At 58.8% G+C, this 26,188-nt stretch carries 22 protein-coding genes and 3 pseudogenes; 13 read left to right on the top strand and 12 right to left on the bottom strand.

Annotated features, from left to right (window positions below; all coding sequences use genetic code 11):
- Positions 1 to 88 precede the first annotated feature (88 nt).
- Together HF916_RS07270 and HF916_RS07265 are read left to right on the top strand one after the other, a co-directional pair.
- Complete coding sequence (locus HF916_RS07270; protein WP_168788318.1) at positions 89 to 1,147, top strand: 3-keto-5-aminohexanoate cleavage protein; 1,059 nt, start codon at positions 89 to 91, stop codon at positions 1,145 to 1,147.
- 453 nt (positions 1,148 to 1,600) lie between these two features.
- Complete coding sequence (locus tag HF916_RS07265; protein ID WP_168788317.1) at positions 1,601 to 2,827, top strand: M24 family metallopeptidase; 1,227 nt, start codon at positions 1,601 to 1,603, stop codon at positions 2,825 to 2,827.
- 128 nt (positions 2,828 to 2,955) lie between these two features.
- Here the strand turns inward: HF916_RS07265 and HF916_RS07260 are convergent, their stop codons facing one another.
- The gene (locus tag HF916_RS07260; RefSeq protein WP_168788316.1) at positions 2,956 to 3,216 is read right to left on the bottom strand and encodes a DUF4148 domain-containing protein; all 261 of its coding nucleotides are present in this window, start codon (positions 3,214 to 3,216) and stop codon (positions 2,956 to 2,958) included.
- A gap of 1,138 nt (positions 3,217 to 4,354) precedes the next feature.
- On the opposite strand from HF916_RS07260, the pseudogene HF916_RS07255 reads away from it, so the two are divergent.
- Positions 4,355 to 4,960, top strand: a pseudogene (locus HF916_RS07255) (IS21 family transposase); the annotation flags it as partial.
- Between the two features lie 121 nt (positions 4,961 to 5,081).
- On the opposite strand, the gene HF916_RS07250 reads toward HF916_RS07255, so the two are convergent.
- From HF916_RS07250 to HF916_RS07240, 3 genes are read right to left on the bottom strand one after another with little or no spacing between them, the layout of a single operon-like run.
- Entirely contained in the window at positions 5,082 to 6,086 is a 1,005-nt protein-coding gene (locus tag HF916_RS07250; RefSeq protein WP_168788315.1) for a tyrosine-type recombinase/integrase, read from the bottom strand.
- The gene (locus HF916_RS07245) at positions 6,073 to 7,458 is read right to left on the bottom strand and encodes a tyrosine-type recombinase/integrase (protein WP_168788314.1); all 1,386 of its coding nucleotides are present in this window, start codon (positions 7,456 to 7,458) and stop codon (positions 6,073 to 6,075) included. The genes HF916_RS07250 and HF916_RS07245 overlap by 14 nt, the downstream gene beginning before the upstream one ends.
- Positions 7,455 to 8,711 (bottom strand): site-specific integrase, encoded by a 1,257-nt coding sequence (locus tag HF916_RS07240; protein ID WP_168788313.1) that lies wholly within the window; start codon positions 8,709 to 8,711, stop codon positions 7,455 to 7,457. Before HF916_RS07240 ends, HF916_RS07245 begins: the two co-directional genes overlap by 4 nt.
- Positions 8,712 to 8,842: 131 nt before the next feature.
- Between HF916_RS07240 and HF916_RS07235 the strand changes: the two are divergent.
- From HF916_RS07235 to HF916_RS07225, 3 genes and pseudogenes are all read left to right on the top strand, one after another.
- Positions 8,843 to 9,766 (top strand): annotated as a pseudogene (locus HF916_RS07235) (Mu transposase domain-containing protein); the annotation flags it as partial.
- A gap of 10 nt (positions 9,767 to 9,776) precedes the next feature.
- Positions 9,777 to 10,568: an IS21-like element helper ATPase IstB gene (istB, locus tag HF916_RS07230; protein ID WP_168788312.1), complete on the top strand. Its 792-nt coding sequence runs from the start codon at positions 9,777 to 9,779 to the stop codon at positions 10,566 to 10,568.
- A gap of 7 nt (positions 10,569 to 10,575) precedes the next feature.
- Positions 10,576 to 10,845, top strand: coding sequence for a hypothetical protein (locus HF916_RS07225; RefSeq protein WP_240975168.1), 270 nt, complete (start codon positions 10,576 to 10,578; stop codon positions 10,843 to 10,845).
- 37 nt (positions 10,846 to 10,882) lie between these two features.
- Here HF916_RS07225 and HF916_RS07220 read toward each other — a convergent pair whose 3' ends face one another.
- Positions 10,883 to 11,905, bottom strand: coding sequence for an IS30 family transposase (locus HF916_RS07220; protein ID WP_168787491.1), 1,023 nt, complete (start codon positions 11,903 to 11,905; stop codon positions 10,883 to 10,885).
- Between the two features lie 343 nt (positions 11,906 to 12,248).
- Here HF916_RS07220 and tnpA point away from each other — a divergent pair, with 343 nt between their 5' ends.
- From tnpA to HF916_RS50650, 4 genes and pseudogenes are all read left to right on the top strand, one after another.
- Positions 12,249 to 12,662 (top strand): IS66 family insertion sequence element accessory protein TnpA, encoded by a 414-nt coding sequence (gene tnpA, locus HF916_RS07215; RefSeq protein ID WP_168788311.1) that lies wholly within the window; start codon positions 12,249 to 12,251, stop codon positions 12,660 to 12,662.
- The gene (tnpB, locus tag HF916_RS07210; protein WP_206001708.1) at positions 12,656 to 13,003 is read left to right on the top strand and encodes an IS66 family insertion sequence element accessory protein TnpB; all 348 of its coding nucleotides are present in this window, start codon (positions 12,656 to 12,658) and stop codon (positions 13,001 to 13,003) included. The genes tnpA and tnpB overlap by 7 nt, the downstream gene beginning before the upstream one ends.
- Before the next feature lie 65 nt (positions 13,004 to 13,068).
- Positions 13,069 to 14,478: pseudogene (gene tnpC, locus HF916_RS50655) on the top strand (IS66 family transposase); the annotation flags it as partial.
- A complete protein-coding gene (locus HF916_RS50650) occupies positions 14,464 to 14,592 on the top strand; it encodes a transposase domain-containing protein (RefSeq protein WP_240975419.1) in 129 nt (42 codons plus the stop codon). The pseudogene tnpC and the gene HF916_RS50650, both read left to right, overlap by 15 nt.
- Positions 14,593 to 15,095: 503 nt before the next feature.
- On the opposite strand, the gene HF916_RS07195 is transcribed toward HF916_RS50650, so the two are convergent.
- The 4 genes from HF916_RS07195 to HF916_RS07180 form a co-directional block, all read right to left on the bottom strand.
- Entirely contained in the window at positions 15,096 to 15,698 is a 603-nt protein-coding gene (locus tag HF916_RS07195; RefSeq protein ID WP_168788309.1) for a DUF4365 domain-containing protein, read from the bottom strand.
- A 162-nt stretch (positions 15,699 to 15,860) separates the two neighbouring features.
- Entirely contained in the window at positions 15,861 to 16,409 is a 549-nt protein-coding gene (locus tag HF916_RS07190) for an LLM class flavin-dependent oxidoreductase (protein ID WP_168789045.1), read from the bottom strand.
- A 56-nt stretch (positions 16,410 to 16,465) separates the two neighbouring features.
- Positions 16,466 to 18,328, bottom strand: coding sequence for a hypothetical protein (locus HF916_RS07185; protein ID WP_168788308.1), 1,863 nt, complete (start codon positions 18,326 to 18,328; stop codon positions 16,466 to 16,468).
- Between the two features lie 202 nt (positions 18,329 to 18,530).
- Positions 18,531 to 19,463 carry a hypothetical protein gene (locus HF916_RS07180; protein WP_168788307.1) on the bottom strand — a complete coding sequence of 311 codons (933 nt, stop codon included), beginning with the start codon at positions 19,461 to 19,463 and terminating at the stop codon, positions 18,531 to 18,533.
- Positions 19,464 to 19,829: 366 nt separating this feature from the next.
- On the opposite strand from HF916_RS07180, the gene HF916_RS07175 reads away from it, so the two are divergent.
- Positions 19,830 to 19,997, top strand: coding sequence for a hypothetical protein (locus HF916_RS07175; protein WP_168788306.1), 168 nt, complete (start codon positions 19,830 to 19,832; stop codon positions 19,995 to 19,997).
- Complete coding sequence (locus tag HF916_RS07170) at positions 19,978 to 20,352, top strand: recombinase family protein (protein WP_240975167.1); 375 nt, start codon at positions 19,978 to 19,980, stop codon at positions 20,350 to 20,352. The genes HF916_RS07175 and HF916_RS07170 overlap by 20 nt, the downstream gene beginning before the upstream one ends.
- A 5-nt stretch (positions 20,353 to 20,357) precedes the next feature.
- Here the strand turns inward: HF916_RS07170 and HF916_RS07165 are convergent, their stop codons facing one another.
- The 3 genes from HF916_RS07165 to HF916_RS07155 all read right to left on the bottom strand — a co-directional run bounded on the left by HF916_RS07165 (position 20,358) and on the right by HF916_RS07155 (position 23,590).
- The gene (locus tag HF916_RS07165) at positions 20,358 to 22,193 is read right to left on the bottom strand and encodes a recombinase family protein (RefSeq protein ID WP_240975166.1); all 1,836 of its coding nucleotides are present in this window, start codon (positions 22,191 to 22,193) and stop codon (positions 20,358 to 20,360) included.
- A 178-nt stretch (positions 22,194 to 22,371) separates the two neighbouring features.
- The gene (locus tag HF916_RS07160; RefSeq protein WP_168787361.1) at positions 22,372 to 23,349 is read right to left on the bottom strand and encodes an IS5 family transposase; all 978 of its coding nucleotides are present in this window, start codon (positions 23,347 to 23,349) and stop codon (positions 22,372 to 22,374) included.
- Positions 23,350 to 23,389: 40 nt separating this feature from the next.
- On the bottom strand, positions 23,390 to 23,590 hold the full coding sequence (locus HF916_RS07155) for a hypothetical protein (RefSeq protein WP_206001707.1): 201 nt from the start codon (positions 23,588 to 23,590) through the stop codon (positions 23,390 to 23,392).
- A gap of 427 nt (positions 23,591 to 24,017) precedes the next feature.
- On the opposite strand from HF916_RS07155, the gene HF916_RS07150 reads away from it, so the two are divergent.
- On the top strand, positions 24,018 to 25,679 hold the full coding sequence (locus HF916_RS07150) for a recombinase family protein (protein ID WP_240975165.1): 1,662 nt from the start codon (positions 24,018 to 24,020) through the stop codon (positions 25,677 to 25,679).
- The last annotated feature ends 509 nt before the right edge of the window (positions 25,680 to 26,188 follow it).

Below are 26,188 nucleotides of genomic sequence, written 5' to 3'. Positions count from 1 at the left end.
TCGACGACAAGCACTGCTGAGTGTTTGGATCGACATCCCCATCCCCCTATTTCCTTCCTTACTCCCAATCTGCCATTGGAGACGTGACATGAACTTTCTCGACGGTTCGCTGTACCCTGAAAACCAGCAACCTCTGATCATCACGGCCGCGCCCTATGCCCCAGGGTGGCTGCCCTCCGACTTTCCTGAGGACATCCCTGTCACGATGGAGGAGCAGATCCAGAAGGCCGTGGATTGCTATAACGCCGGTGCCACTGTGCTGCACCTGCACGTGCGCGAACTCGACGGGAAGGGCAGCAAGCGCCTGTCGAAGTTCAACGAGCTGATCGCCGGCGTGCGCGCCCGCGTACCCGAGATGATCATCCAGGTGGGCGGCTCGATCAGCTTCGCGCCGGAGACCGAAGGTGCCGCAGCCCAATGGCTGAGCGACGACACGCGCCACATGCTGGCCGAACTCGATCCCAAGCCCGACCAGGTCACGGTGACGATCAACACCTCGCAGATGAACGTCACCGAACATGCGGAGCTGGCGGATTTCAAGGGCACGTCGAGAGAAAATCCTGCGATCTACAACGCCTACAAGGAGATGACGGTGCCGGCTCAGCCCGGCTGGGCCGAGGAGCACATTCGCCGTCTGAGCGAAGCCGGCATTCAGAGCGCCTTTCAGTGCTACAACATCAACAGCTTCGAGTCGGTGGAGCGGCTGATTCGGCGTGGCATCTATAAGGGCCCACTGGTGATGAACTGGGTGGCGATCAGCGGCGGGATGGACGCTCCGAATATCTACAACCTGGCCAACTTTGTGCGCGCTACGCCGGACGGCGCGGTGCTGACAGTCGAGAGCTCAGTGCGCAATGTGCTGCCGGTCAACATGATGGGCATTGCTCTGGGCCTGCACGTGCGCTGCGGCACCGAGGACTGTCTCTGGAACCAAACGCGCACGAAGAAGATGAGCACGGTCGAGCAGATCGAGCAACTGGTGCGCATCTCGCGCGAGTTCGGCCGCAAGGTGGCCACCGCCCAGCAGGCGCGCGAAATCAGCAAGATCGGTGTGTTCTACGACACGGCGGAGGAGACCCTGCTGGCCAACGGCTTCGCGCCCAATCGCAACGGTGGTAACCAGGGCTTCCTGCGCAAGGCTGTCTGAATTTTTGAATGCACATTGGTGTGAGGCGAGCGTGCGCCCTCGGCTATGTGCCGGAGCGACGGCACGTCGAGAATCGCCAAGTACCGTAGTCGCTCGAAGGCACGCCCTGCTGCGTGAGCAGGCGCGGTGTCTTATTCACGGTCTGGCGCACGCCGCAAGCATTGAGGTCAGGTCGCATTGAGACACGCGACCGGGGGATGATTGGATGGGCACGAGACTATGCAGGAATCCGCATCTATTACGATCCGATCGCACAAGCAAATAGAACCTCTATCGTGCTAGTTTGGCCATGCGCAGAACCCTTTGCGGATGCGCGAGTGTAGAAACAGGTCAATTGAGACAACATGCACCCGGCATGGCGCAGAGAATCGCCTGTGAGGGCATCGAATCTTCGCCAGTGGGGCGGTCGTCCAGAACAACGAAACGTGTTCCGTTTCATTAACGAGAGTGAAGATGACAAACGGCGTAGGTGGTAGTGATCAGCAAACGGCATTGGCGCGACTCTTGCCGTGTGCGAGCGAGGTTGAGGAAATCAGTGCAGTTGAACATCTGACGCGGATAAGTAAATTGCAGAGAAATATGACGGATGCTGGCGTCGATGCGGTTTACGTCAATGCGGGGACTAATCTGCTTTATTTCACTGGAATAGAATGGCACTCCAGTGAAAGGCTTCTTGGTGCCATCATCCCTGCGAAGGGGAGTTTGACCTACATCGCACCGTGGTTCGAGGAAAGGACGTTGCGCGATCGCATGAAGGTTGAACGCGAGGTCATCTGCTGGCACGAAGACGAAAGTGCGTATGTGGCATTTTATAAAGCCTTGCTTGCAATCGGCATAGCGCCAGTTCACGGAAGTCGCGCGAAAATTGCTATATGCGGAACCGCCTCCGCATCGGTTTATTTTGGATTGAAGGAATTATCGGAGAATTATGAATTAGTCTGCGCCGACGCTTTGATTGGGTCTTTGAGAAAGAACAAATCGCGCACGGAGATTGCAATCATGCAGGCCGCTAAAGACATGACTTTGCAGGTTCAGTGGGCGGCGGCAAGCATTTTGCGCGAGGGAATTAGCACGGTGGATGTTTGTGACTTCATAGACCGGGCACATCGAAAAGTTGGCGCAGCAGGATCACATTTCTGCATCGTTTTGTTTGGGGAGGCAACATCCTATCCACATGGGGTCAAAGAGCCGCAAGTTCTCAAACGCAATGACGTGGTCCTGATCGACACCGGCTGCAAGTACAAGAACTATGTTTCGGATATCACGCGCACCTATGTTTTCGGTGATGCAAACGATCGGCAGCGATTTGTGTGGAACGCAGAAAAGGCAGCACAAGCAGCTGCTTTTGATGCGGCACAGTTGGGTGTTTCATGTGCCGCGGTCGATCGCGCGGCGAGACGTTGCCTGGAAACTTATGGATTCGGCCCTGGCTATCAACTGCCGGGTCTGCCGCATCGGACTGGCCACGGCATTGGCCTCGACTTGCATGAGGCGCCGTATCTGGTGGGGAACGACGAAACGCTGCTGGAAGTTGGGATGTGTTTTAGCAATGAACCCATGATCTGCATTCCCGGCGAATTTGGAGTGAGGCACGAAGATCACTTCTACGTGACCGAGGAGGGACCGAAGTGGTTTACCCGACCCGCATATTCCATCGACGATCCTTTTCGCGTCGCGTAGGTTCGACGGACGAACACTTCCGGGTGAAGTCACCGGCCAGAGACGGAGATATCAACTGCAATAGCACAGGCCCGCTCTCATACGAGATACGGGCCTGTTTCAGGATGCCGGGCGATCCAGCTGAATTCCTACTTGCCCGATTGCGATGTGCTGCTGGTATCGGCGCCGTAAGCAGTGTTGTCGCTGTTCTGTTGCGCGACGATGGCTTCAGCGCGCTGAATGTTTGCCGGGTAGTTCAGCCAGTCGTTCGGGTTGTAGCCAGCTTTTTCAAGCTGGGCAAGTTCTTCGCGGACTTGCGCGCGCGTCACGGGCTGGCTCGACTGCGCAAACGAAGCGAGCGGAGCAGCGATGAGGGCTGCAATGGCAAAGGCCTTGATGATCGACTTCATGGTGACTACCTCCAGCGATTATTTTGATATGAGCAACAAGCCCATATGTCTTTTGCAAATGGCGACAGTTTAGGAGTTGGGACGATTGGGGTAAATACCTAATGCAGCTATAGACTGTTGCGAATTTCGAGACGATTGTGTTCGGCGCGAGACCGGAGTGTGGCAGCGTTGTATGGGTAGGACAATGGGTAGGCCGTGGTCAGGGGGGGCGAGATCCAAACCTGGCGGGGCTTTGCAGGCAACTGTTGGAGTTGCCTGGGTGCGCACTGTGCCATTGTGAGACGCCGGCGAGGGAGTGAACGGATGCGACGCCGATCGCATCGAGACGGCCCTGCTGTAGGGCGCGTCGTCAGCGCCATGAATCAAACGCAAATCAGAGCGCCAGAGCTAGTGCCCCGCGCTGGGAGTGCCGAACGTTCAGATCAGACTCCGCTGCGAGGGCTGGCGATGTTCCCACACCTTGACGATGATCGGCTCGTTGACGAGCTTCGCACTGACGATGCTCTGCACCTGCCGCAAATCGACAACTAGACGAAAAGCTACCCCGTGCGATGAGAGGGAAATTGAGCTTTTGGTATGACGCGGCGCCTGGTTCAGATCTGGAGGCCAGGAACAGAATTCTGCAGTCATTCCACAGCAACACTATCTGTTCTTAAACACCTAAGTCGTTGATTTTTATAGCGCCCACCAAACCTGGGAAAGTGGTCGGAACGCCGGCGACCAATTCCCACGCGATGACAATGCATGGGCGAGTCTACTCGCGACGACATCGCGGCTATATGTCCAACCTAGACATCTCCATGAAGTCTCTTGGAACGCGAAGACACATGCGGTTGAGCTCGTGCATCGCGTGGGCTTCTGGCAGTGAGTGGAACGATAAACGAGCCAGCATTGACTAGTGGGTATTCCGGCCCAACGTGACCGACGATTCCGGACGAACGTGACCGAGCATTCCGATTGATCGTGACCGGTCATTCCGGGCGAACGTGACCGATTTCCCGGGTTTTCCGGAATCCGCGGTCACGATGCCGGAATCGGCGGTCACGATACCGGAATGGTGTCGTACAGCGCCGTAATGGTGTTACGCATATCCACAACCCCGACGGGTACGCTGCCAGATTTTTTGTCTGGGACAAGCATGCCCGCAACGAGGATCGCTATGCGTAAGATCAAGGAAGTACTGCGTCTGAAACTTGACGCCAGGTTGTCTCACGAGCAGATCGCTGCCGCCCTCGATCTGTCCAAAGGCGTCGTGACCAAATATGTCGGCCTGGCCGCTGCAGCCGGGCTGGACTGGGCCGCTGTCCAGTCGCTCGACGACGTGACGCTGGAGCGGCGCCTGTTGGCCTCCCCCGAGAAGCCGCGTCACCATGTGCAGCCCGACTTCGGGCGCATCCATCACGAACTGCGACGCAAGGGCGTGACGCTCATGCTGCTGTGGGAGGAGTACCGGGCCGAATACGCCGAGCGCCAGACCTACGGCTATTCGCAGTTCTGTGAGAACTACCGGCACTTCGCCAAACGGCTCAAGCGCTCCATGCGGCAGATCCACCGCGGCGGCGAGAAGCTGTTCATCGACTTCGCCGGCCCGACTCTCGCCCTGGCCGATGGCGGTCGCGCCCATATCTACGTCGCCGCGATGGGGGCATCCAGCTATACGTTCGCCTGCGCCACCGAACGCGAAACGATGGCCGACTGGCTCGACTCGACGGGGCGCGCCCTGGCGTTTTATGGTGGCGTGCCGGCAAAATCACCAGCTGGCGATTTTGCCGGTAATCAGCAGGTTCTGGTAATGCGCAGGAGTGCAGCGGAACCGGCACCGTCACTGGCGTCGCGTCGCCGGCTCCTTCACATTACGCGGGGGCTTAAAGTGAATCTAGCCACGCAAGCAAGTCAGCGTCGCGTTTCCATCGCGGCGGTCTCTGTCTCTTCGAGCTCGGTTCGAGACGCTCGAGTGCCGCGCGCTTCGTAGCCAGATTTGCCTGGGCATAGTGATTGGTCGTGTCCAGGCTCACGTGACCGAGCCAGCTGCGAATCACAGTGACGTCTACGCCCACTGCTACGAGGTGGACGGCAGCCGCGTGCCGGAAACTGTGAGGAGACACGCGCTTCGAAGACAAGGTAGGAGCAGTCTTTGCGGCCGCCTGAACGTACTGAGCGAGCTTATAGCGCACTCCGGACGCCCCCAGAGGTGCGCCATAGCGATTGACAAAAATGGGATCGTTGTCCGCGCGCGGTTGCCGCTTGAGTAGTGCCTTAAGCACGAGAACGGTTTCTGGCCATAGAGGACAAACCCGCTCTTTTTTACCCTTGCCGACCAATCGCACGTAAGACGGTGGATCGAAGCGAATGCGCTGTGGGCTAACATCGAGCGCTTCCTGGATGCGTGCGCCCGTGTTGTAGAGAAAACAAAGCAGCGCGTGATCGCGTAGGCCCTCAAGACTTGTGCGATCCGGCTGCAACATGATCGCATCAACTTCGTCCAGCTCAAGATAGAATGGCGCGCGAACGGCTTCACGCTTGGTGGGAATGCGCAGCACTTCGGCGCACTGCGCTGCGTATATGGGCTCCCGTTCAGCGACAAAAGAGAAGAAGCTGTGCAGCGCGGCGAGTCGGCAGTTTCGAGTGCCGATCGTGACCTTGCGCTCTTGCTCGCATTGCTGCAAGAAGGCTCCTACCATGGCTGCGGTAAGGTCGCCGAGCACGAGTGCGGCTACGGACCGTTTGCGCCTCGTAGCCGAAAACCGCAGGAATAGTCTCCAGGTATCGCGATAGGATCGCACCGTATGTGCTGAGAGATTGCGCTGTTCCAGCATGTGTGTGTAAAAAAATTCTTGCAGCAATCTGGGCAAAGGATCAATCGGTCTCATTGTCCACTCCTTCGGCGACGTGCAGACTGTGCGCGCCGAAAGCACGGAAGCGCGCGCCTGCCAGTTGCAGCAGATCATTGGTGATGGTCAAATAGGCCAGAGTCGAGTTAATGTCCTTATGGCCGAGATACGTGGCGAGATAAGGAAGGCGAGCCTGGGGATTGATTCCCTCGCGGTACCACGCAAGCATTCGGTTCGCCACGAACGTGTGCCTAAGATCATGAATGCGTGGTCCAAGCCCGCCTCTGTCAGGCTTTACGCCAGAGAGGCGCAGCACACGTACCAGAAGCTTCTCGGTCATCACGTAAGAGTAGCGCCCGGCCCGTTGCTGATGCCAGAACAGCCCTGAGGCGGCCTGCTGTGGGCCGCCCGCCAGTCGCCGCGCCTTTAAGTAGTCGCGCAGTGCAGCCACGACGCTGTCGGGAACCGGTAATGTCCTCGATTTAAAGAACTTCGTTTCCCGAATGTCGATCTCGCCCACATCGAGATGTACGTCACCCAGGTTGAGACCTGCGATCTCTCCCAGGCGTAGTCCGACGCAGTATGCAAGAACGAGCATTGTGTACAAGCTCAAAGGTCGAAGCGGTGCATACGGTGAGGGAAATCGCCGTGCGGTTTCGAGCAGTTGCCGCATCTCTTGCTCCGTGTAAATGTGGGGACGTCGTCGCTGTTGCGTCAACTGTTGACAGAGTCGACGGTCGCGCGTGGGCACGGGAATCGTTGGCTCGAAGCGTCGCCACGCCCTGGCGAGATCGCGCCCCAACTCCTGGCACTGCCACGCGTGCTCGGGCGTCGGAAGTATGGCTCGCCATTCTTGGAGAAGAACGGTCAGAGGTTGACCCTCCAGATGCGGATTCTTCTGCAGATAGCGATCGAAACATAAAAATCGGTTTGCTGGCGTCTCGTAGAGGTAGCCCATGGCGCGCATTAACGTGACATGGTAGAGCATGAGTGGCCCGAGAAAGCTTCCAAAGCGGGGAAGTGGACGTAAGGTTTCAAGCGCTGTCTCTGGGGAAAACGATAGTAGTGCACGTACTACTGGCGTTGTCGTTCGCTGACCGTATTGCATCCGCAGTTCATGTAGCGGGTTGCTCGTAATCGATCCCTCTGTTTCGAGAAAATCAAGGAACCGGTCGACGAGACGCGCGCGATGAAACACGATGTGCAAAGGCCATTGTGTAATTCGCTCGTGCAACCATACTTCGATCGTTTGCTGATCCAGCGATCGTCCGCGATCGCGCTGCATGACAAACCGCTGGAAGCCGGAGAGAACGCATCGATAAACGATCGGCGTCGTTGCGTTGCGAGTTCCCAATCCCCGAATAAAGCGTTCGATGCAACGTCCGTCAGCGTCTGGCCAGATTCGCTTCATGGCTGCTTCTCCATGTTCGGGACTTCGAGAGCTACGCCACGCAGGTGCTCCGTAGCCAACTTCAGGTACGCGGCCGTAGACCCGGCCGACCGGTGTCCCAATAGGTCCCCAATCCCTTTTACCGAAACCTCAGCGCGAAGCAGGCTGACAGCGCGTGCATGTCGAAATGCGTGCGGCCCGCGTTTGCCAGCTGGATATATCCCGGCCGCTTCGAGTCGCCGACGCACTGGTGTGTACAAGCTGGAACCGCTGTGAAATCCACGATAAGGTGCCCGGGCGCGAACAAATATCTCGCGCACATCTGAGGCTGGTCGTCCTCGTCGCAAGTAGTCAAGCAGAGCATCACCGACACTCGGAAGCAACGGCAAGACTGACTGCGATCCAGTCTTGGTGTGACGGACGTAAAATCGATCAGATCTCCAGTCGATATCCTCCAGACGCAGTCGCGTCACCTCTCCCGCACGTAAGCCGTACGTCGACAGCATCATCAGAATGGCGTAGTCGCGCAGCCCTATCGGGGAACGGTCCTGGCGCGTGGAGCCTAGGACAGCGCTGATGTCAGCGGGGCTTAGCGCCGAGGGAATAGACTCGTACGCATACGTTGTTGGGACAATGATGAACCGAGAAAGATCGCGATCGGTACGCCCCGTCTCATACAGGTAACGAATGAAGCTGCGAAGCAGCAACGCGATACTTTTACGCGATACCCGACGCAGCGATGAAACACGGCTTTGCAGATAGGCATCAATATCCGACACCGTCATATGCATCAACGTTTCGGCGCCTTTGCACCGTCCATTGGAACACAAGAATCGTTGTGCTTCGGCAAGAAGACCGTCGACCGTTTCGGCTGCCAGTCCCCGCCACTCCCGAAGCCATTGACCGTATTCCATGCACAGTGTCCGATCAAATCTTGCATTCACACTGGAAGGAATTGGATCGCGCGGCCACTTGCCAATGGCCAATCGCAGCAACTGATGAATGCCGGTGGTATGAGAAGCTTCCCAGCCCCGCAGCGAAACTGGCGAGTGCCCGCGGTGGCGCCGGAAGCGTCGAAGTTCACATTGAAGATACGCCGATATGTCTGCTGCCCTCGCCGCCTCAACGCGTATTCGTCGTCTATCGAGAAATCGAAGGAAGTTTGCCGCGACCGCCAGATAGCGATTGCGGATGTGGACACAATATCGCTCGGCTACCAGATGTTGTTCGAGTTTGCTGAGCAGCGTTTCGTGCCTTGTTTGCTGATCGGACATGGCGCGCCTCCTTAAGCGGTTGGTCGCACCTATAGGATGGCACCATCGCCATAATGTGAAGGAACCGGCAACGTGACGCCAGCAACGGCGCCGGTTCCGCCGCGCTCCTGCGCATTACCTGAGCCTGCTGATTACCGGCACTGATCGTGCCCGACAATCCCCGCGCCCTGATCGCCGAGGCGAACCGTTACGAGCCGCGCGCCAACGACACCGTGCTCGACTTCGCCCGTCATTACGGCACCTCGTTTCTTCCAGCGCGCCCCTATCACCCACAGGACAAGGCCAAGGCGGAATCGGCGGTCCAGATCGTCGAGCGCTGGATCATGGCCCGCCTGCGCCACCAGCGCTTTGCGAGCGTAGGCGAGGTGAACCAGGCGATTGAGCCGCTCTTGCAGCGGCTCAATGAGCGTCCCTTCCAGAAGCTGCCGGGCAGCCGCGCCAGTGCCTTTGCCCAGCTGGATGCCCCGGCGCTGTCGCCTTTGCCGATGCAGCGTTACGAGCTGGCCACCTTCAAGCCTGTCAAGGTGCACATTGACTATCACGTCGAGATCGACCTGCATCGTTACAGCGTGCCGCATGCGCTGGTCGGACAGTCCCTGGAGGCCCGTGTTACACGCACCACGGTCGAACTGCTGCATCGCGGGCAACGAGTCGCCTGTCATGCCCGCAGCTCGCAAGCTGGCAAGTTCTCCACGGTGAACGAGCACATGCCGGCCGCTCACCGTGCCCACCGCGAGTGGAGCCCGCAACGCCTGATCGACTGGGGGCAGCGCATCGGCCCGGCCACGGCGGAAGTCGTCACCCGGCAGCTGGCCGAGCACAAGCATCCGGAGCATGGCTACCGCGCCTGCCTGGGCTTGCTGTCGCTGGCCAAGCGTTATGGCCGCTCAAGGCTGGAAGCCGCCTGCATGCTCGCGCTGCAGTTGGGCGCCTGCAAATACCGGCATGTGCGCGACATCCTGGCCAACAACCGCGATCAAAGCGCACCGGCTCCCGCCGGCGACTGGGTCAGCCCCGATCACACGCACGTGCGCGGCCCCGGCTATTACCAATAAGGATAACGACATGATGATGCATCACACCCTGGCCCACCTGCGCAGCCTGAAACTGGAGGGCCTCGCCGGCGCGCTGGAGGAACAACTCATCCAGCCGGGACTGGCGAACCTGAGCTTCGAGGAACGGCTCACGATGCTGGTGGACCGCGAGGTCCACCACCGCAACGAGCGCAAGCTGATGCGCCTGTTGAAGAACGCGCGGCTCAAATATGGACAGGCGACGCTGGAAGATCTCGACAGCCGGGCCGGCCGGGGCGTCGACCGCTCGCAGATCATGAGCCTGGCCCTGGGCGAGTGGGTCAGCGCCGGCCACTGCATCCTGATCACCGGACCGACGCGCGTCGGCAAGTCCTGGTTGGCTTGCGCACTGGCGCAGTATGCGTGCCGGCGCGGCCACTCCGCGCTGTATCAACGCGTGCCACGCCTGCCGGAAGAGCTGCGCATCCGCCACGGCAGCGGGGCGTTCGGCAAATGGCTGCTTCAACTGGCCAAGACCGACGTCGTCGTCCTGGACGACTGGGGCATGGGTGCCATCGACAGCATGACCCGCTCCGACCTGCTGGAAGTCGTCGACGACCGGGCCGGGCGCAAAGCCACCATCATCACATCACAACTGCCGATCGAGCACTGGCACGCGTGGATCGGCGACGCCACGATAGCCGATGCCATGCTCGACCGGCTGATGCAGCACCATCACCGCATTACGCTGACCGGCGATTCGCTGCGCTCGAGAAAGGCCCAGCCAGCACAGGGTAGCGAAGCAGGCATCGCCGCACCGATCGTCGTTGGCACACAGGGATAAAGAAGAAATGGCAAAGACAGTAGCGCAGCGTCAGGCCCAATACCGAGCCAGACGCCAGATGGCAGGACCCGATCGCAACGGCGAACGTCAGTTGAGCATGTGGATCGGCACCAGCGCCTTCCTTGGATTGGCCCGGCTCGCATGCCGTTACGGAGTAACGAAACGGGAATTGATCGAAGGCCTCATCAAGATCGAGGACGACCGCGTGATCGCGACACTCGAACTGGATACGCCAGAATGGGACGAGTACTTTGCTTCCTCAACCGTTACGCAGTAACGCTTGGCGGTTTCAAGGGTGAAGCGCAACAGCGGGATTAATGTTTAGAGCCTTGAGGTTGGCTTGCTGATGCAAGGGTCGCGGCGAAGACCTCGAATGGTGAATGGAAGTCGTGAGTCGCACGAGGCCGGCTGTTCAGACTGTCGGCGATGGCGTCGAGTTCGTCCTGACTGTAGACAGAAAGGTCGGTGCCTTTGGGCAGATACTGTCGCAGCAGCCCGTTGGTGTTTTCGCAGGTGCCCCTTTGCCATGGACTGTGCGGGTCGCAGAAGTACACCTGCACGCCGGTCGCGGCGGTGAGCTCTTTATGGCGCGACATTTCTTTGCCCTGGTCGTAGGTGAAGCTCTGCCGTAGTGGCGCGACAATCGAATTGAGCTTGACGGAGAAGCCCGCCAGCGCCGACGCTGCGGTGGCATCTTCCATCTTTGCGAGCAGCACCAGGCGGCTGGTCCGTTCGACCAGAACGCCTACCGAGGACTGGTTGCCAGCCCCCTTGATGAAGTCGCCTTCCCAGTGTCCAGGCAGCAGCCGGTCCTCGATTTCGGGCGGCCGCACATGAATACTGACCATGTCCGGAATCTGTCCGCGTCGGTCTGTGCCCCGTGTGCGCGGCATACGCGTGCTGTGACCATGGCGCAGACAGGCAATGAGCTGTCTGCGCAGTTCGCCGCGCGGCTGGGCGTAGATGGCCGTGTAGATGGTTTCGTGCGAAACCTGCTGGGTCGGGTCAGTCGGATACATACGCTTGAGTGTGCCCGATATCTGCTGGGGTGACCATTTCCACTCGAGCAGGGTAAGAACAATGCGCCAGCAAACGCTTTGCAGGCAAAGCTTTGTGGGGCGGCGGCCCGCGCTGCGGCGTGCGGCGCGGAGCGCTTCAGCCGGCACCGATGCGTAACCCGCAGGAGAGCTGTTTCGCGTCAGTTCACGGCTAACGGTGGCCGGCGAGCGCCCGAGTATCCGGGCCATGGCCCGGATACTCGAACCCTGTAGATGCAGGCTTGCAATGATGAGGCGCTCTTCAGGTTGAAGTTGCTGGTACTGAGTTCTTTCGTGCATCGCAACACCTTATACGAAACGGTGTTGCACTTCAGATTTGAGGCCGCCCTTCGAAAAACACGAAAATAGGAGGGAAAAAACAACTCATCGTGACCGCCCCGTCTACAATCTGAACCGCGTAACACCCACCCGTGCGCAACGGTCACGTTGCGCCGGAATTGGCGGTCACGTTCACCGGAATACGCAACTAGAAAACGGCGATCGTTGGACTAGCTAACTATGTCCAACCGAAAAAGCCGGAAACCGGGCGAATGCCAGCAAAACGTATCCGTCAGCGCATCCCGTCTTGAACGCACGTAAGCGCGGTGCGAAGGTGATGCCATCGTAACGACGGAGCAAGGCAATGGACGACACAACGGGCGAGGCCCTCCCGACAGGCGCACGACGCCCCCGGCAAGGTGAAGCATTCTGGCGCGAGATGGTCATGGCATGGACCACAAGCGGACTGGGCCTTCGACGTTTCTGTCGTGAACAGGGGCTCGCCGTTAGTACCTTCGGCCTGTGGCGCAAGAAGCTCTCTGGCGAGGTACGAGCAGACGCGCACCCGCTCGCGGTCACCCCGGACGCGGCATTTATCGTTTCCCGTCCGGACACCGCACCAGCCACTCCTGCGCCACCGTCGACGGCGGACGCTTTGTCGTCTTCGCGTGATCGGGTGACGTTGTCGCTCGCCGGTGTTCGCATCGAGCTGACCGGTGCTCATGCCGAGCGCATCGTGCGTTTCGTGCTCGGACAGCTCGGAGGTAGCCGGTGCTGATCGCAGCCGATGTTCGTGCGTATATCTGCCGTGAGCCGGTCGACATGCGCAAATCCATCGACGGTCTGTCGTATCTGGTCGAACCACTGCTTGCCCAGAACCCTGTCTCGGGCAATCTGTTCGTGTTCGTCGGCCGGGACCGCTCGAAAGTCAAATGCCTATACTGGGATCGCACCGGCTTCGCGCTCTGGTACAAGCGCCTTGAAAGAGGCCGCTTTCCGTCACCACTGGCGCTCGCGCAACGCGGCTTTACGCTTGCTGAACTGAACGCCTCGCTCGAGGGCATTGAGATCCCGGCGCGCGAGCCGTATCACGCCGTCGCGGTGACGCGCGTGAGCTGAACTCGCTGTCACCTGCGCAGATACAAGGCTCCCCGATCTTGTAAACTTAGCGCGAGTTGGGCATCATGATAGCCATGCCGCCCACCGCCATCACTGTCGCGGAATTGCCGGTCGAGCCCGACGCGCTGCAAGCCTTCGCGCTCGAACAGAACCGGCTGGCATGCGTGCTGTGGGAGCAGCTTGAAGCGCTGCAGCACCAGATTGCCCAGGCGAACCGCGCGCGCTTCGGCGTCAGTTCCGAGCGGCTGATGGGCCAGGCGGAACTGTTCGATGCCGCCACGGAGTTGCCCATTCCTCCTGCGCCGGCGCAGGTTCCGGTCGCGGGCCACACCCGCAAGGGCCGTCCGGCCCTGTCGAAGGACCTGCCGCGCACGCGTATCGAATACGATCTGAGCGACGAACAGAAGGCAGCATTCGATTCGCTCGAGCGCATTGGCGAAGAGCGCAGCGAGACGCTGCACTACGAGCCGTCCACGCTCACCGTTATTGAGCATATCCGTTTCAGGTACGCGGCGAAGAAGGATGGTGAGTCGACCATCGTGACCGCAAGTGCCCAGCCGTCGCCGCTACCGAAGAGCAATGCGAGCGCGAGCCTGCTGGCTAACATCCTGGTCAACACCTACGTCGATCACCTGCCTTTGAACCGGCAGGAGATGCGCTATGCACGACGGGGTGTACATCTGCCCCGGGCAACGCTGTGCGAATGGAAGCTGGCGGCAGCCGAACTGCTCGAAGTGCTGCTGCCACCGCTGCGGGCTCACCAGTTGCAGGCACCCCGCATGCATGTGGACGACACGACGCTGCCATTGCTCGAGAAGGGTCGCACGGCGACGCGCAAAGCGCGATTATGGGGCTATCTTGGCGCGGGCCAGCGCGAGGAGAACGGCGTCTGGGTCGACCACCCGCCGGCGGTCGTGTTCGAGTTCGCCGAATCGCGCTCGGGCTCGCATCCGCTGCGGTACCTGTAGAAGTACAAAGGTTACCTGCAGGCGGACGCCTACAGTGGACATGGCGCACTTTACGAAACCGGAAACATCGTCGAGGTCGGATGCTGGGCCCATTGCCGTCGACGCTTCTTTGAAATCGCGAAGGCGCAGAGCAAACCGGGACTCGCGGCGCAGGCGCTGCAGTGGATTGCCCGCCTGTACGCGATCGAGTCGCGGATCAAAGACCACACGCCCAACATCAAATACGCGGCGCGGCAAACCGAGGCGCTGCCGGTGCTCACGCAATTCCGGCAATGGCTGGAAGGCAACGTCATCGGTTTGCCAGCTCAGGCGCCGCTCGCGAAGGCGTTCGGCTATGCGTTACGTCACTGGCAGGCCCTGATCCGCTACACCGAAAGCGGTATCCTGCTGCCGGACAACAATGCATTAGAGCGGCAAATCAGGCCAATTGCTCTCGGGAGGGCGAACTGGATGTTCGCAGGCTCGCCGAGAGGCGCAAGAGCCGCCGCCACGATGTATTCACTGCTCGGTACGGCTCGCCTGAACGGCTTCGAGCCTTATGCATGGCTCAGGGACACACTTGAGAAGTTGCCGTCGTTTCCTGTCAACCGCGTGCATGAACTGTTGCCGCTCGCCCGTTAAACGCCTACACATTCATGGACATTCTCGACTCGCTTCGCCAGGCGCCCAGCGCCGAGTTGTATCGCCTCTATCTCGCCATCGGCAAAATGCTGGACGACCCGCGACGCATTCTCGAGGTACGTCAACGCTTGCATCTGGGCATGGAGGTCAGCTATATCGGGGGCGATCCGCTCGCACCACCATCGCACGGGACGGTGGTGGAGCTGAGGCAAACCCAGGCGGTGATCCAGGACAACCACAGCCGTCAGCGTTGGTCGGTGCTATACGCGGCGGTTATCCCTGACACTGCGAGCGGCCCAACTCACGCGCCTCCGTCGCCGCCACCGCGAGTTCAGCGAGAGGAATTCTTTCATTGGCGACACCGTCGGCTTCACCGACAAACATCTGAGCGAGCGGGTCGGCATCATCGTCAGGCTCAACGCAAAAACCGCGTCCATCGCTGTTAATGAGTCGGAAGGCCATTGGCGGGTCTCTTACGCTCTGTTGCGGAAGATCGTCGACATCTAACCGCGCGACACCGTCAACATGGGTTCCGCTGACGGATACAGATGAAATACATCAACGTAGAGAGCCAGAAACTGTTTGAGATATCGAAGCGCAAACCGGTGCGCATACATCTGGTCGCCTAGTGTGGGCGACGTCGCAAAGATCACCGAGTAGACGTGAGCGACATCTTTTCCGAATATAGGATCATTTTTCAAAAATTCCACGGTTTTGGTTTTATTGTCGCCAGCGATCAGCTGGGTAGCATTCCAGAAAATCGGCCGTGAAACATAGATTTCTTCTGTCTTCAAATCTACCGCATATAAAATAACATGCGTCTTGTAGCTAAGTTCTGACCAATAGTAAAGCGTGCTTTCCTTTATGCCACCTACCGTTGGAATGCCGTCGGATTTACGGATATGAAGGTTCTCCGAGGACTTGACTTGTGCCTTGAAGTATTTTCCCGTCACCTGTCCATCGATAATCAGCTCGACTTCAAAATCGATTCCATAGTCGCTCTCGGTTACGTTTCGGAAGATGCCGAGGTCCCTCAGCTTGTATTGAAGGATGGCGTATGAGTCGGATTCAGCCTTGTGCTGTTTGATGCGTACTGGGAGCTTCATACGGTGCTTTGTCGAATCCTTGTTACCGAGCGGGGCAGAGGGCAGAGTTATGGGGATACGCACCCGCCATGAGTTGCTTATCGGCATTATGCCGGTCGGACTTGAACAAGATTGCAAGCAATCGCACTGGGCGAAAATCGAATACTCTTGCGCGAGGGGCGGCTAGCGAGGCGAGGCGAGTCGATCGTCGCTCGACGCCGCCGCAAGCTGCTTGCATACGACGCAGCCACGGCGGATGCGTCCGCCGGGTACGCACAGTCGACGTGGGCTGCCCCCCCGATTTCGACACTTTCTCGTGTAAATCATTGTTTTTGCTACCGTAAGGGTAGCATTTTTGTCCCTACATGGCGTTGGGGTCGGGGTTGGAAGGTTAAGTGCGTCGAAGAACTCGTTTTGTTCGGCATTCAGCGTCGAGAGGCCGGAGGGGTGTGCTGTTGGTGCCGGGTGACGAGTGGAACTGATTGCGGCGCGCGATCTCCAGCGCCCGTTCGGGCGTCCCCCGGCAATCAGGTCAGCAGCGCCAGCGTCTTCCGCCATGTAAAGCGGATTCTCGTAACGTATGTCGGTAACGCCGGTCCCAATTTCAATCTTGTTCGTTCTCGTGCCAACCGCTGCGAGGAGCGGAAGCGGTGACGAGCTACGAAAGTGATTGAGATCTGTCGAGACGAACGCCGTATCTTGGGGGCGAAAGGGGACTACAGTCTGATGCAGCGTTGTCGAATATCACGCCGCTTTCCGTGGACGCGTCTGGCACGACATACAGAATTTCAAGGCACCACGGTTTCGCGGGGCTGACCGCTTACATCAATGACAACTATCGCGATGTGTGAGCGACGCTCTTCAGGCAAAAGCTCCCTAAGAAGCGCGGCCATTCCGATAGCCGAGGTGGGCAGGGCACGGCCTTGAGGATGGCGGGGCAACGGTTTACCTTCAACCACACCGAACCAGAACACACCGTACACGCCGTATCCGGACGCGTCAGGATCGCGCGTGTACAAACGATCCAGTTGCGATACTGGTGCATGCCAGACGTCATCGTGATAACTGCGCTTCAGCTCGACCGGAATCTTGAAATGGCGATACGATGCGCTGAGGTCAGCGCGCTTGCCATGCACCATACGGACCTCAGGCTCGATCGTGATACCTGTTGATTGCAAGCGATCGCGTAAGAAGTCAATCAGAACGTCTCGACCGCTCTCTTCAGGCTTTGGGGTTAGTACCTTCCCGAACTTATCCTCGTTCCAGAACCGTTTGTAGATGTTGTTGTTTGCGTTCGCAATGCGGTCAGCGATGTCGAGCAATGTGTCGACGAGCAGTGCGTGCAAATCGGCGACGTTCGCCGGCGCGCCATTCGACAGGGCGACTACAGTCTGCGCCCAGTCCGGTTGTCGGTATTCCGCGTCTCGCTTCCGCGTACGTTGGTTTGCCGCAGCGTGCAGAATGTACTCTCTGTAGGTTACGAGCTGAGGCTCGCTTGCAAGCCGATTCAGCACAGCTACCGCGTCTGCGCTGGTGTCAATCGAGATCAGGTTCGTCAACTTCTTGATGAACTCTGCGCCATCCCAAAGGTTCCGGTCTCCCGACCACCCGCCGGCAGGGTGAGGGGTGTCAGGGAAATAGTGAGCTGCGGCAAGAGCCATGCGCTCCAATGTGGATGACTTTAGAAGGCCGTCGGCGGTGTGTGGCCGCTGCGGTGTCGCAGACATCGAATCCCTCAATAGCCATAGGACGTCTGCGCTGCTTTTTGCCCGTTCGAAGAAGGGCGATTCGAATTCGTCAGGTCGCGACGTAAAGGCTGCCGTTAACCAATGTGCGTACGCCTCGCTGGTCAGCGCACCACCAGCGAGATATTTTCTTGCCAGCGAAAGGAAATCGTCGCGGGTCGATTCGTCACTAATCACGACTTCCAGCATCCTTCTGAGATGCTGATTTGAGGCATTCGGATACTCGCCCAGTATGGACAGCGCGACCGTGGCGCGACACCAGGCGAACGCATCCATCTCCAACAATTCGCCGAGCCCCTCCACATGCTCATGGCGAGCGTCGAGGCCCACTTTCGCAACGTTAAGATAGACGTCCCGTGCCAGATGCGGTAGACCGGACAGCGCGGCGTGCTTCCATCCGAAGACCTTCCGGCGCGACGTGTTACCTTCACGTTCGCTCGTTGGACAAACAAGGTCGACCGCAAGCGCCGTCTGTATAAGACGTTCAGGCAAGCCTTCAAGAGCAGGTTGCCGGAGCCAGCGGGCATCCAGTCCAGCGATAATCGCAAGCCACCACGACGGAATCTCGCCCTTCAGAGAAACCTCCGCGGCATGACGGGCGTCGGGGATGTCGGGTCTCTCAAGTACACGGGACAGTCCGGCGAGCGCCGAACTTGTCAGGGTATCGCCCAGCACCGTTGCAATTCGCTGGGTCGGCTCTAAACGATGATCGCTGTCCGAGAACCGCCCCAGGTACACCGCTGCCACCCAGCCCAGCCAGCCGGATTGCGTGCCCGCGCTGATGGCACGCTCGTGCCGCGCGAACAACTCCGCTGTTTGCTTTCTTTGCGCCTCATCCTTGGCCCGTTGCTCATTTTTGCGCCGTGCGTCCGAAATACGCCATTCTGGAATTTCGACGACTAGCAAAGAGTCTCTGAGGTGCCGCAGATCTATCCGCCCGCCAACGAAAACAGCCACTCAAACAGGTCAGGACATTTGCTGCTAAACCACGGAGTGAGCCACAGCGCGGCTTCGTACATGATTGCGGTTGTGGATTCGTCTGGCGGCGCGATTTTGAGTCGGGCCACCAGCGCGTCAAGCAAATCGGGAATGTCGATCGCGCCGGCGGTTATTGCCTGAAACCGTTGCGATAGCAGGTGAGGGCTGGTATCGCCAGGGAACTGGCGGAGAACTTGGGCGCAAACACCGCCAACCAGGCGTGCAGACCGCGAAGCTCAGTCGCCGGGTGCCCATCAAGGCCAATCAAGGCGGTTACCCGGCGAAACGACAACCCGTTGTCCAACTGAGATGCAATCCATTCGGCAGCGAGAAACTCGGCCGTGGTGCGGTGGGCATAGTCGACGGCGGCAACGCCAGGAGTTGCGGTAAATATCCGGCGACGGAGCGCCGCCTGAACCTTATCCCGATCAAGGAACGGAACGGTGCTAATTCCTGGAAACGACGCATCGCCACTACTGTAATTGAGTGCGAACCCCTCGATGTCACTTATCAACCGCAGCGCGCAGAGTGCTCCGGCTATCGGCCGCAGCTCGTCCGCCGAGTACTCGTCCTTGCGAGCGTGCTCCGGATTATGCTCAGCGAGCCACAGTTGGGTCGATTGTCTGAAAAGTTGTGACCGACTCTCCGGCCAACTGCCATTGGCTACAACCGTGGCCAGCATTATCAGATTCTGCGGATTGTGCAGGAAGCCACCAAGGTCTCGCACATTCGCTTCGTGCAGAAACGAACTGGGGTCTTGTACCCCGTGGTCCTGCAGGACGGCGCATTGTTCTTCAGCTGTCAGCGCGGAGAGGCCCAATACGGTCACGCCACCGTTGGCATCAAGGTACGGCTTGAATGCTTCAAGATCCGACTCGCCGAGCCAGTCCTGTTCGCGACACGAGAGGAGAAGCTTCGCTGGCGGACAGAGAAACAGCTTTTGAACGATTGCGTCCACAACATTGTCGTCGCCGCTTCCTGTACGTTTCTCGTCGAGCGCGTCAACGAAGATAGTATCCACACCCCAGTTGGGCGGAATGTTGAGAAACGCCCGAACGGTCATGTAACGGCCGCCCGCACTTGCCGCAGCCGACCTGAAAAGATGCGTCTTGCCTGCCCCCGGCGAACCAGCAACACACTGCCCATCATCATTGCGATGATGTGGTTATTCAATACCCGTTTCACCCGCGCTGCGGTGGGCGGATCGTTGTCATCGGAGTGAACAACTACCGTGGCGAGTCATATCTGATCGTCAGGCAGCCCGACGGCACTCGCGCTCATCTGCCGCTTTGGATGGCGGACGATGATTCTGCTCGCATGTCAATCGTCTCCCAGCCGGAATTACCGCATGTGGTGCTCAGGGAACTCCTGCGTCTGGTCGATACGGCGTTATCTTGCCTTGCATTGCCAACACGCGAGGGAGACGGCGATGCGCAATCTGATGACGCGGCAGAAGGGTCTGTTCGAGCAAGCTGTACGGGAAGCAGTGGTGCCAGAGGAGATACAACCAGAGCTGGTGACGCAACTGGCGCTGCTGATGTTTGCGCTGATCAATGTGATCGAAACGGAGGTGCATGATGAGCAAGATCGGCACTGAGCACCTTTCCCGTCAAGCATACGTATACGTCCGGCAGTCCACTTTGGACCAGGTTCGTCACAATCGCGAGAGCCAGTTGCGCCAGTACGGACTGGCCGATCGTGCTCGTGGGCTTGGCTGGCCAGATGTGACGGTCATTGATGATGATCTGGGCCGCTCTGGTTCCGGTACTCATCGCCCCGGCTTCGAGCGCCTGCTGGTGGCGCTGTGCAGTGGCGAAGTGGGTGCCGTATTCTGTATCGAAGCGTCCCGCCTCGCACGCAATGGGCGCGACTGGCACACGCTACTGGAATTCTGCCGTCTCGTAGGATGCCTGCTGATCGACGAGGACGGAATTTACGATCGGTCATGTTGATGCCCTCATGTGTTTGCTCGCGGGGCGATAACGAGATGGTTTCGCACGCCCGATTTGAGCTCATGGAGAGCGGATATGCTCTCCGGGGTATTGGGAAACAGGAAACGTTTGTCATGCGAATCGCGCTGGACACAGATGACGCCGTCGCGGATGCGTCGCTTGATCCACGAGGTCGAAACCTGCAGGGATTGCGCGACATCGGCAACGGTCAACCATCCAGAGATGTGCCGCGCACGCATTGATCTGGCGTCGTGCAATACACGATGACGCTGCCGGATGAGCTGTACGGTCCGTGCCGGGACATGGCTGCATCGGGCCGAGTGATACCCCTCCTGGGACAGTATTCCGGCTATTGTGGCATCGTCGATGCCCTGCCGGGCAAGTTCAAGCACGCGGGCTTCCATCTCGGCGCCCCTGGTGAGTGCCCGCGCGGCATGCACACGCGGCTCGACCTCCAGTTGGGAGATCTCACCACCTCGCCAGACAACACGGATTGCGATCCGATCACGCGTTACCCGGTGCAGGATCACTTTATCAATCAGGGAACGCAGCAGGGCCTTCTTGCTCTCGCGATTGACTTGCGGTCGCTGCCAGATTTCCGGTAGCTGGGTACCGAGCGCAAGAAAGTCATTTTGCTCTTCAGCACTGAGCGCCTCCGGTTTGCATGCCTCAACCTGATGACGGGCAAGCGCATCCTCCGCCTGTCGCAGTTCGCGCAGCGCCGTTTCCCACCGCCGTTCAAGCTCGGCAGCAATCAGACGGTTATCCGGATCGACGCGATTGTATTGGCGCTCGGCCAGGAGCGCCTGATAGCGTAGCCGTTCGACCTGCTGCACCTCTGCCCGGTTGGCGGCATCACGGGTCTGCTGTCTTGCATGGTTTGCACCCGCCCACGTTTCGAGCTCCGCGGGTCCAACTGCCGCGAGGAAGGCCTCCACGACCCGCGCATCAATAAGGTCAGCAGGGAGGTGCTGGCATAGTTGGCCACCCTGACTACGCAGCAGATAGTTACAGACGTACCTGTTCGCATTCTTGTACTGCACCGCCATCTTGTGACCGCATTGCCCGCACCAGACGATGCCCTGGAGCACGGCTGCACCGTCGCGGGGTATCCCGCGCGTCTGGTTTCGCTGATATTCCGCATGGTTATCGCGCAACATGGCCTGGACCTGTTCGAAACGTTCCCAGTCGAGGTAGACAGGATAACGGTCTTTCACGACGATTTTCCATTCTGACATAGGACAGCGTTCTGTGATGAGCTTGCCGTTGGCATAAGTCGAATGGCACGACCGGGTTCGACCATAGACGAACGCACCCGCGTAGGCAGGATTCTTCAGAATCGCCGTGAGCATATTGGCCGTTGGTGAACGCCAGATGATGTCGCCAAACCGGTCGCGCCGCGGCAAGGTCAGCGCGTGATCGCGGAAGCGGCGCATTACTTTGCCCACCGACCCAAGACCCAGAAACGTCGTAAAGATCAGCGATACCCGATCCTGCACCTCCTGGTTCGGATCTTTATGCACCATGCCGTTGGTGTCGCGCTCGAGTCCTGCGGGTAGCAGCAACGCCAGTTCACCGCGCTTTGCCTTGTTCAGCAGTCCGGCCGTCAGGCGGCCACGCAGGGTGTGCAACTCGACCTCGGAAATCGTGCCCTTCAAACCCAGCAAAAGGCGTCCGTTCGCAGAACCCGGATCATATACGCCATCGCGATCGCCGATAAGACATTGGCGAAACCCACACAGATCCAGCAAGGGATACCAGTCCGTGCAATTACGTGCAAGCCGGGTTACTTCGTACGAGAGGATGATGCCGACCTCGCCCAGGGTCACGCGGGCAATCACATCCTTGAAGCCCTCACGATGCGAAAGCGTCGAGCCACTTAGGGCTACGCTGAAGAAGCCAGCGTTTTCGCCAACAGCTTGTCGCTGAATTTCGGAATGCGAGATCAGCGACCCGACTGGTTCGATTTTCTGGCCCTGAAGGGCCTTGCAAGCGGGTCTCTCGACCCACTTTGGCTACTCATGGACGCAGCTGTGCCATCAGCCGCGTGCGGCTCATGTAGATGTTGGCCAGCGCGAGTGTGGTAAAGGCGCGCGTGGCGTTCTTCGCGAGGCCGCGATAGCGCACCTTGCCGAACCCCCACAGCCGCTTGACCACCGCAAAGACGTGTTCGACCCGGGCACGAATCTTCGACTTGCTGCGGTTTTTCGAGCGCCTGGCTTCATCGACTTCACCACTGCGATTGCGCACACGCTGGTTGGTGAAGTCCTTGGCTTTCGGCGCCTTGCTGGCGATGAGTTCCTTCTGGCTCGCATAGGCGCTGTCACCGTACACACGCTGCTCGCCGCCATGCAGCAGCGCCGGCAGCGGATGCTTGTCGTGCACGTTCGCCGCTGTCACTACCGCGCTGTGTGCCAGACCCGTCTGGCTATCCACACCGATGTGCAACTTCATGCCGAAGTACCACTGCTGGCCCTTCCTCGTCTGATGCATTTCGGGATCTCGCGCCTTGTCCGCATTCTTTGTGGAACTCGGCGCACCGATGATGGTGGCATCCACGATGGTGCCGCTGCCTACCTTCAGTCCGCGCCCTTGCAGTACCTCGCCGACCTTGGCGAACAATTGCTCGCCGAGCTTGTTGCGCTCCAGCAGCCGCCGGAACTTCAAGAGCGTCGTACCATCAGGAACGCGCTCGCGCCCCAGGTCAATGCCGACGAATCGCCGCAATGCGGTGCTATCCAGCAGCGCTTCCTCGCAGGCTTCATCGGCCAGGTTGAACCAGTGCTGCAGAAAGTGCATGCGCAGCATGCGCTCCAGACCCACTGGCGGGCGACCGCCCTGACCCTTCGGATAGTACGGCTCGACAACCTCGCACAACTGCGCCCACGGCACGATCTGCTCCATCGTCTCAAGGAACACATCGCGTTTGGTTGGCCGACGGTACTGTTCAAATCCGGCGCCTTGATCGGCCGCCATCGCAAGGGTCTGTTGTTTCATGCACATCTAACGATTGAGCGACCAATGCCGTTGACCTTTTTCAGCGTAGCCTTAGGCCAAGATCCATGTCGACCACCTCGATATTCGCATCATCCCAGCCCAGATCGCTTGCCCGCTGGCGCAGCGCATACTGCAATCGCAGGCTTTCCTGATTGGTTACTACCTGGTTCGGAGTGGATTGCCTGATATAGATTATTGCCTTACGGCACAGATGTCGGGCCGTTACAAGTTCCGATGTCATGGCTTGTCCCTCGAGGCAGCAACCGTATTCTGTAAATCGCAATTCCCATCTATTATCAAGCACTCCTTATTTAAATAGAAGACTGATCCATGATTTTCTGGTGACTCCAGCTCTCTGGCCACACGAACCAGTTCCCGGACGCTATCGGCCGATAGTTTGCTCGATGGTAGACGCTCAGACGTCGGACGGAGAGAAGTCGCCACCACCGGAATTTTTAACAGGACGTCGTCCCGATAAGCGACGGTGACTTGACCATATGCGCCGACCGTGGCCGCCGATGCCACGACAGCAAAGGTGCGGCCATACAGCGGATGGGCGGGATCAGTGACAGTTACCTGTTCCAGCCGCCCTGTTGGCAGCCGAACAGGGGTACCAAGATGTGTCCTCGTACGATCCACGACAACCTAATGATCGACTGCTGTTAGGCATGAAGGGCACGCTTTCCGAGATGGAGCTCTCCACGTTTCGCCAACGATCGCAGGCGGCGCTTGACCAGAAGGCCAAACGCGGCGAGCTGTTCACCTCGGTGCCAATCGGTTATGTGCGTGCGCCGGGTGATCGTATTGAGAAGGATCCTGACCTTCGGATTCGCGAAGCGCTCGATCTGGTGTTCCGCAAGTTTCGCGAGTTTGGTAGCGTCAGGCAAGTGCTTTTATGGATCCGGCAGGAACGCATCGAGTTACCTGCGGTGAACTATGGACCGGACGGGCGCAACATTGTCTGGAAGCTTCCTGTCTATAACACCTTGCTGCACATCCTGACGAATCCGACGTATGGTGGTGCGTACGCCTTTGGCAAGACCCGGACCATTGCGCGCATCGTGGATGGCCGCAAGCGGGTCTATGCAGGCAACCCCCTTCGGCGCGAGGACTGGCAGGCCTTGATCATCGAGCATCATGCAGGCTACATTAGCTGGGACGAGTACGAGGCGAACCGCAAATTGATTACCCACAACGCGAACATGAAGGGCAACATGGTCCGCGGCGCGGTCAAGCGCGGCAGTTCATTACTGGCGGGGTTGCTACGTTGTGGTCATTGCGGCCGCAAATTGCACGTTGCCTATTCGGGTACTAAAGGGACCGTTGCCCGCTACAACTGCCAGGGCAGCATGATCAATCACGGTGGCCCTCGCTGTATCTCGTTCGGCGCGGTTCGTGTTGACTATCGGGTCTCTGAAGAAGTCTTGCACCAACTACAGCCGCTTGGGATTCGTGCATCACTTGAAGCCATTGAGCGCGCCCGAACGGAACAGGATGAACGGGTACGACACAAGGAGTTGGCCCTTGAACAGGCTCGGTATGAAGCTACGCGTGCGCGCCGGCAATACGATGCAATTGAACCCGAGAATCGGCTTGTTGCTGCCGAACTCGAACGACGCTGGAATGAAACGCTGAAGACTCAGGCGCAATTGCAGACCGAGCTCGACGTCATACGCGAACAGTCTCTAACGACGCTGGGTAAAGGGGCACGTGACGAGCTTTTGCGACTGGGCGAGGACCTGCCCCGGCTATGGCATAACCCGGCCAGTTCCGTGGAGATCAAGAAGCGGATACTAAGGACTGTGATCAAGGAGCTCGTAGTCACAAAGATGGACGACACCATTCGCGCACTCGTGCATTGGCAAGGCGGTGACCATACCGAAATCGTCTTCGAGAAGAACCGGCCAGGTGAGCATCGCTGGGCGACGGATATCGAAACTGTAGACATCGTTCGATCATTGGCAAGAACTCTGCCGGACCAGGCGATCGCAGCAGTCATTAACCGGCTGGGCAAACGTACGGCGAGAGGTCACACATGGACGGCCGCAAGAGTCTGCTCGTTGCGCAGTCACCATTGCATAGCAACGTATCGCGAAGGCGAGCGGCAGGAGCGCGGTGAATTGACCGTCGCCGAGGTCTCAGCTCTCGTGGCCGTTAGTGGGCCGACCGTCATCCGCCTGATTCGAGTGGGAAGGTTGTCCGCGTCGCAAGCATGTCCCGGCGCACCCTGGATCATCCGCCAGTCGGATGTTGATGCTTATCTCGCGCGGCAGGCTGATAGCGGTCCGCAGTCAGCGGATCCCAATCAACTATCCATTGATCTTCAATAACATACGGAGGTGTGCATTATGTCTCGTGTCCGGGATCGCCCAGCAACACGATATTCCGTTCGGAGTGGAACGATGCGAACCTCAGATCCTCCAGCGGCTCGTCATCCTCGGGCCGAGGGAAAATCTGCTGGACCTGGCGATCAATCATATTCAGTGGTATGCGACTGCGCATAGATGTAGGTCGACAATCCGTTGTCAGGGGCCAGGCGCAATCAATGACGAGGTTCGGCTTCCCCAGTTGAACAGAACTGAAGAGGCGTCGCCAGATCTGTCAGTGGTTTACGCTCATACAGATTCTAATCAACGATTGCTGCCGCTCCGCTTCGCAAATGGGAGCGCTGACAGGTCGAGTTCCCGCCGGGTCTTGCGAACGGCAGGAACCTGCGAGCGCAGGGCCGTAAACCGAAGGAAAGTTGTCACCGGGCCATGCCTTTGACGGCAGGACTTCAGCCGCTGTGTTGACAACTTTCCTTCGCTTTTTACCGAAAGAAAGTTGTCACTTCGCGTGA

This window comes from Paraburkholderia aromaticivorans, from assembly GCF_012689525.1.
Taxonomy (GTDB): Bacteria; Pseudomonadota; Gammaproteobacteria; order Burkholderiales; family Burkholderiaceae; genus Paraburkholderia; species Paraburkholderia aromaticivorans_A.
Note: the sequence above shows the minus strand (reverse complement) of the source record. Positions and strands in the feature narration are given on the sequence as shown.

Excerpts from the sequence above, each read along its gene's own strand:
- HF916_RS07270 (WP_168788318.1), top strand. The coding sequence starts at position 89 with ATGAACTTTCTCGACGGTTCGCTGTACCCTGAAAACCAGCAACCTCTG.
- HF916_RS07265 (WP_168788317.1), top strand. The coding sequence starts at position 1,601 with ATGACAAACGGCGTAGGTGGTAGTGATCAGCAAACGGCATTGGCGCGA.
- HF916_RS07260 (WP_168788316.1), bottom strand. The coding sequence starts at position 3,216 with ATGAAGTCGATCATCAAGGCCTTTGCCATTGCAGCCCTCATCGCTGCT.
- HF916_RS07250 (WP_168788315.1), bottom strand. The coding sequence starts at position 6,086 with ATGAGACCGATTGATCCTTTGCCCAGATTGCTGCAAGAATTTTTTTAC.
- HF916_RS07245 (WP_168788314.1), bottom strand. The coding sequence starts at position 7,458 with ATGAAGCGAATCTGGCCAGACGCTGACGGACGTTGCATCGAACGCTTT.
- HF916_RS07240 (WP_168788313.1), bottom strand. The coding sequence starts at position 8,711 with ATGTCCGATCAGCAAACAAGGCACGAAACGCTGCTCAGCAAACTCGAA.
- istB (WP_168788312.1), top strand. The coding sequence starts at position 9,777 with ATGATGATGCATCACACCCTGGCCCACCTGCGCAGCCTGAAACTGGAG.
- HF916_RS07225 (WP_240975168.1), top strand. The coding sequence starts at position 10,576 with ATGGCAAAGACAGTAGCGCAGCGTCAGGCCCAATACCGAGCCAGACGC.
- HF916_RS07220 (WP_168787491.1), bottom strand. The coding sequence starts at position 11,905 with ATGCACGAAAGAACTCAGTACCAGCAACTTCAACCTGAAGAGCGCCTC.
- tnpA (WP_168788311.1), top strand. The coding sequence starts at position 12,249 with ATGGACGACACAACGGGCGAGGCCCTCCCGACAGGCGCACGACGCCCC.
- HF916_RS50650 (WP_240975419.1), top strand. The coding sequence starts at position 14,464 with ATGTATTCACTGCTCGGTACGGCTCGCCTGAACGGCTTCGAGCCTTAT.
- HF916_RS07195 (WP_168788309.1), bottom strand. The coding sequence starts at position 15,698 with ATGAAGCTCCCAGTACGCATCAAACAGCACAAGGCTGAATCCGACTCA.
- HF916_RS07180 (WP_168788307.1), bottom strand. The coding sequence starts at position 19,463 with ATGACCGTTCGGGCGTTTCTCAACATTCCGCCCAACTGGGGTGTGGAT.
- HF916_RS07175 (WP_168788306.1), top strand. The coding sequence starts at position 19,830 with ATGCGCAATCTGATGACGCGGCAGAAGGGTCTGTTCGAGCAAGCTGTA.
- HF916_RS07170 (WP_240975167.1), top strand. The coding sequence starts at position 19,978 with ATGAGCAAGATCGGCACTGAGCACCTTTCCCGTCAAGCATACGTATAC.
- HF916_RS07160 (WP_168787361.1), bottom strand. The coding sequence starts at position 23,349 with ATGAAACAACAGACCCTTGCGATGGCGGCCGATCAAGGCGCCGGATTT.
- HF916_RS07155 (WP_206001707.1), bottom strand. The coding sequence starts at position 23,590 with ATGACATCGGAACTTGTAACGGCCCGACATCTGTGCCGTAAGGCAATA.
- HF916_RS07150 (WP_240975165.1), top strand. The coding sequence starts at position 24,018 with ATGAAGGGCACGCTTTCCGAGATGGAGCTCTCCACGTTTCGCCAACGA.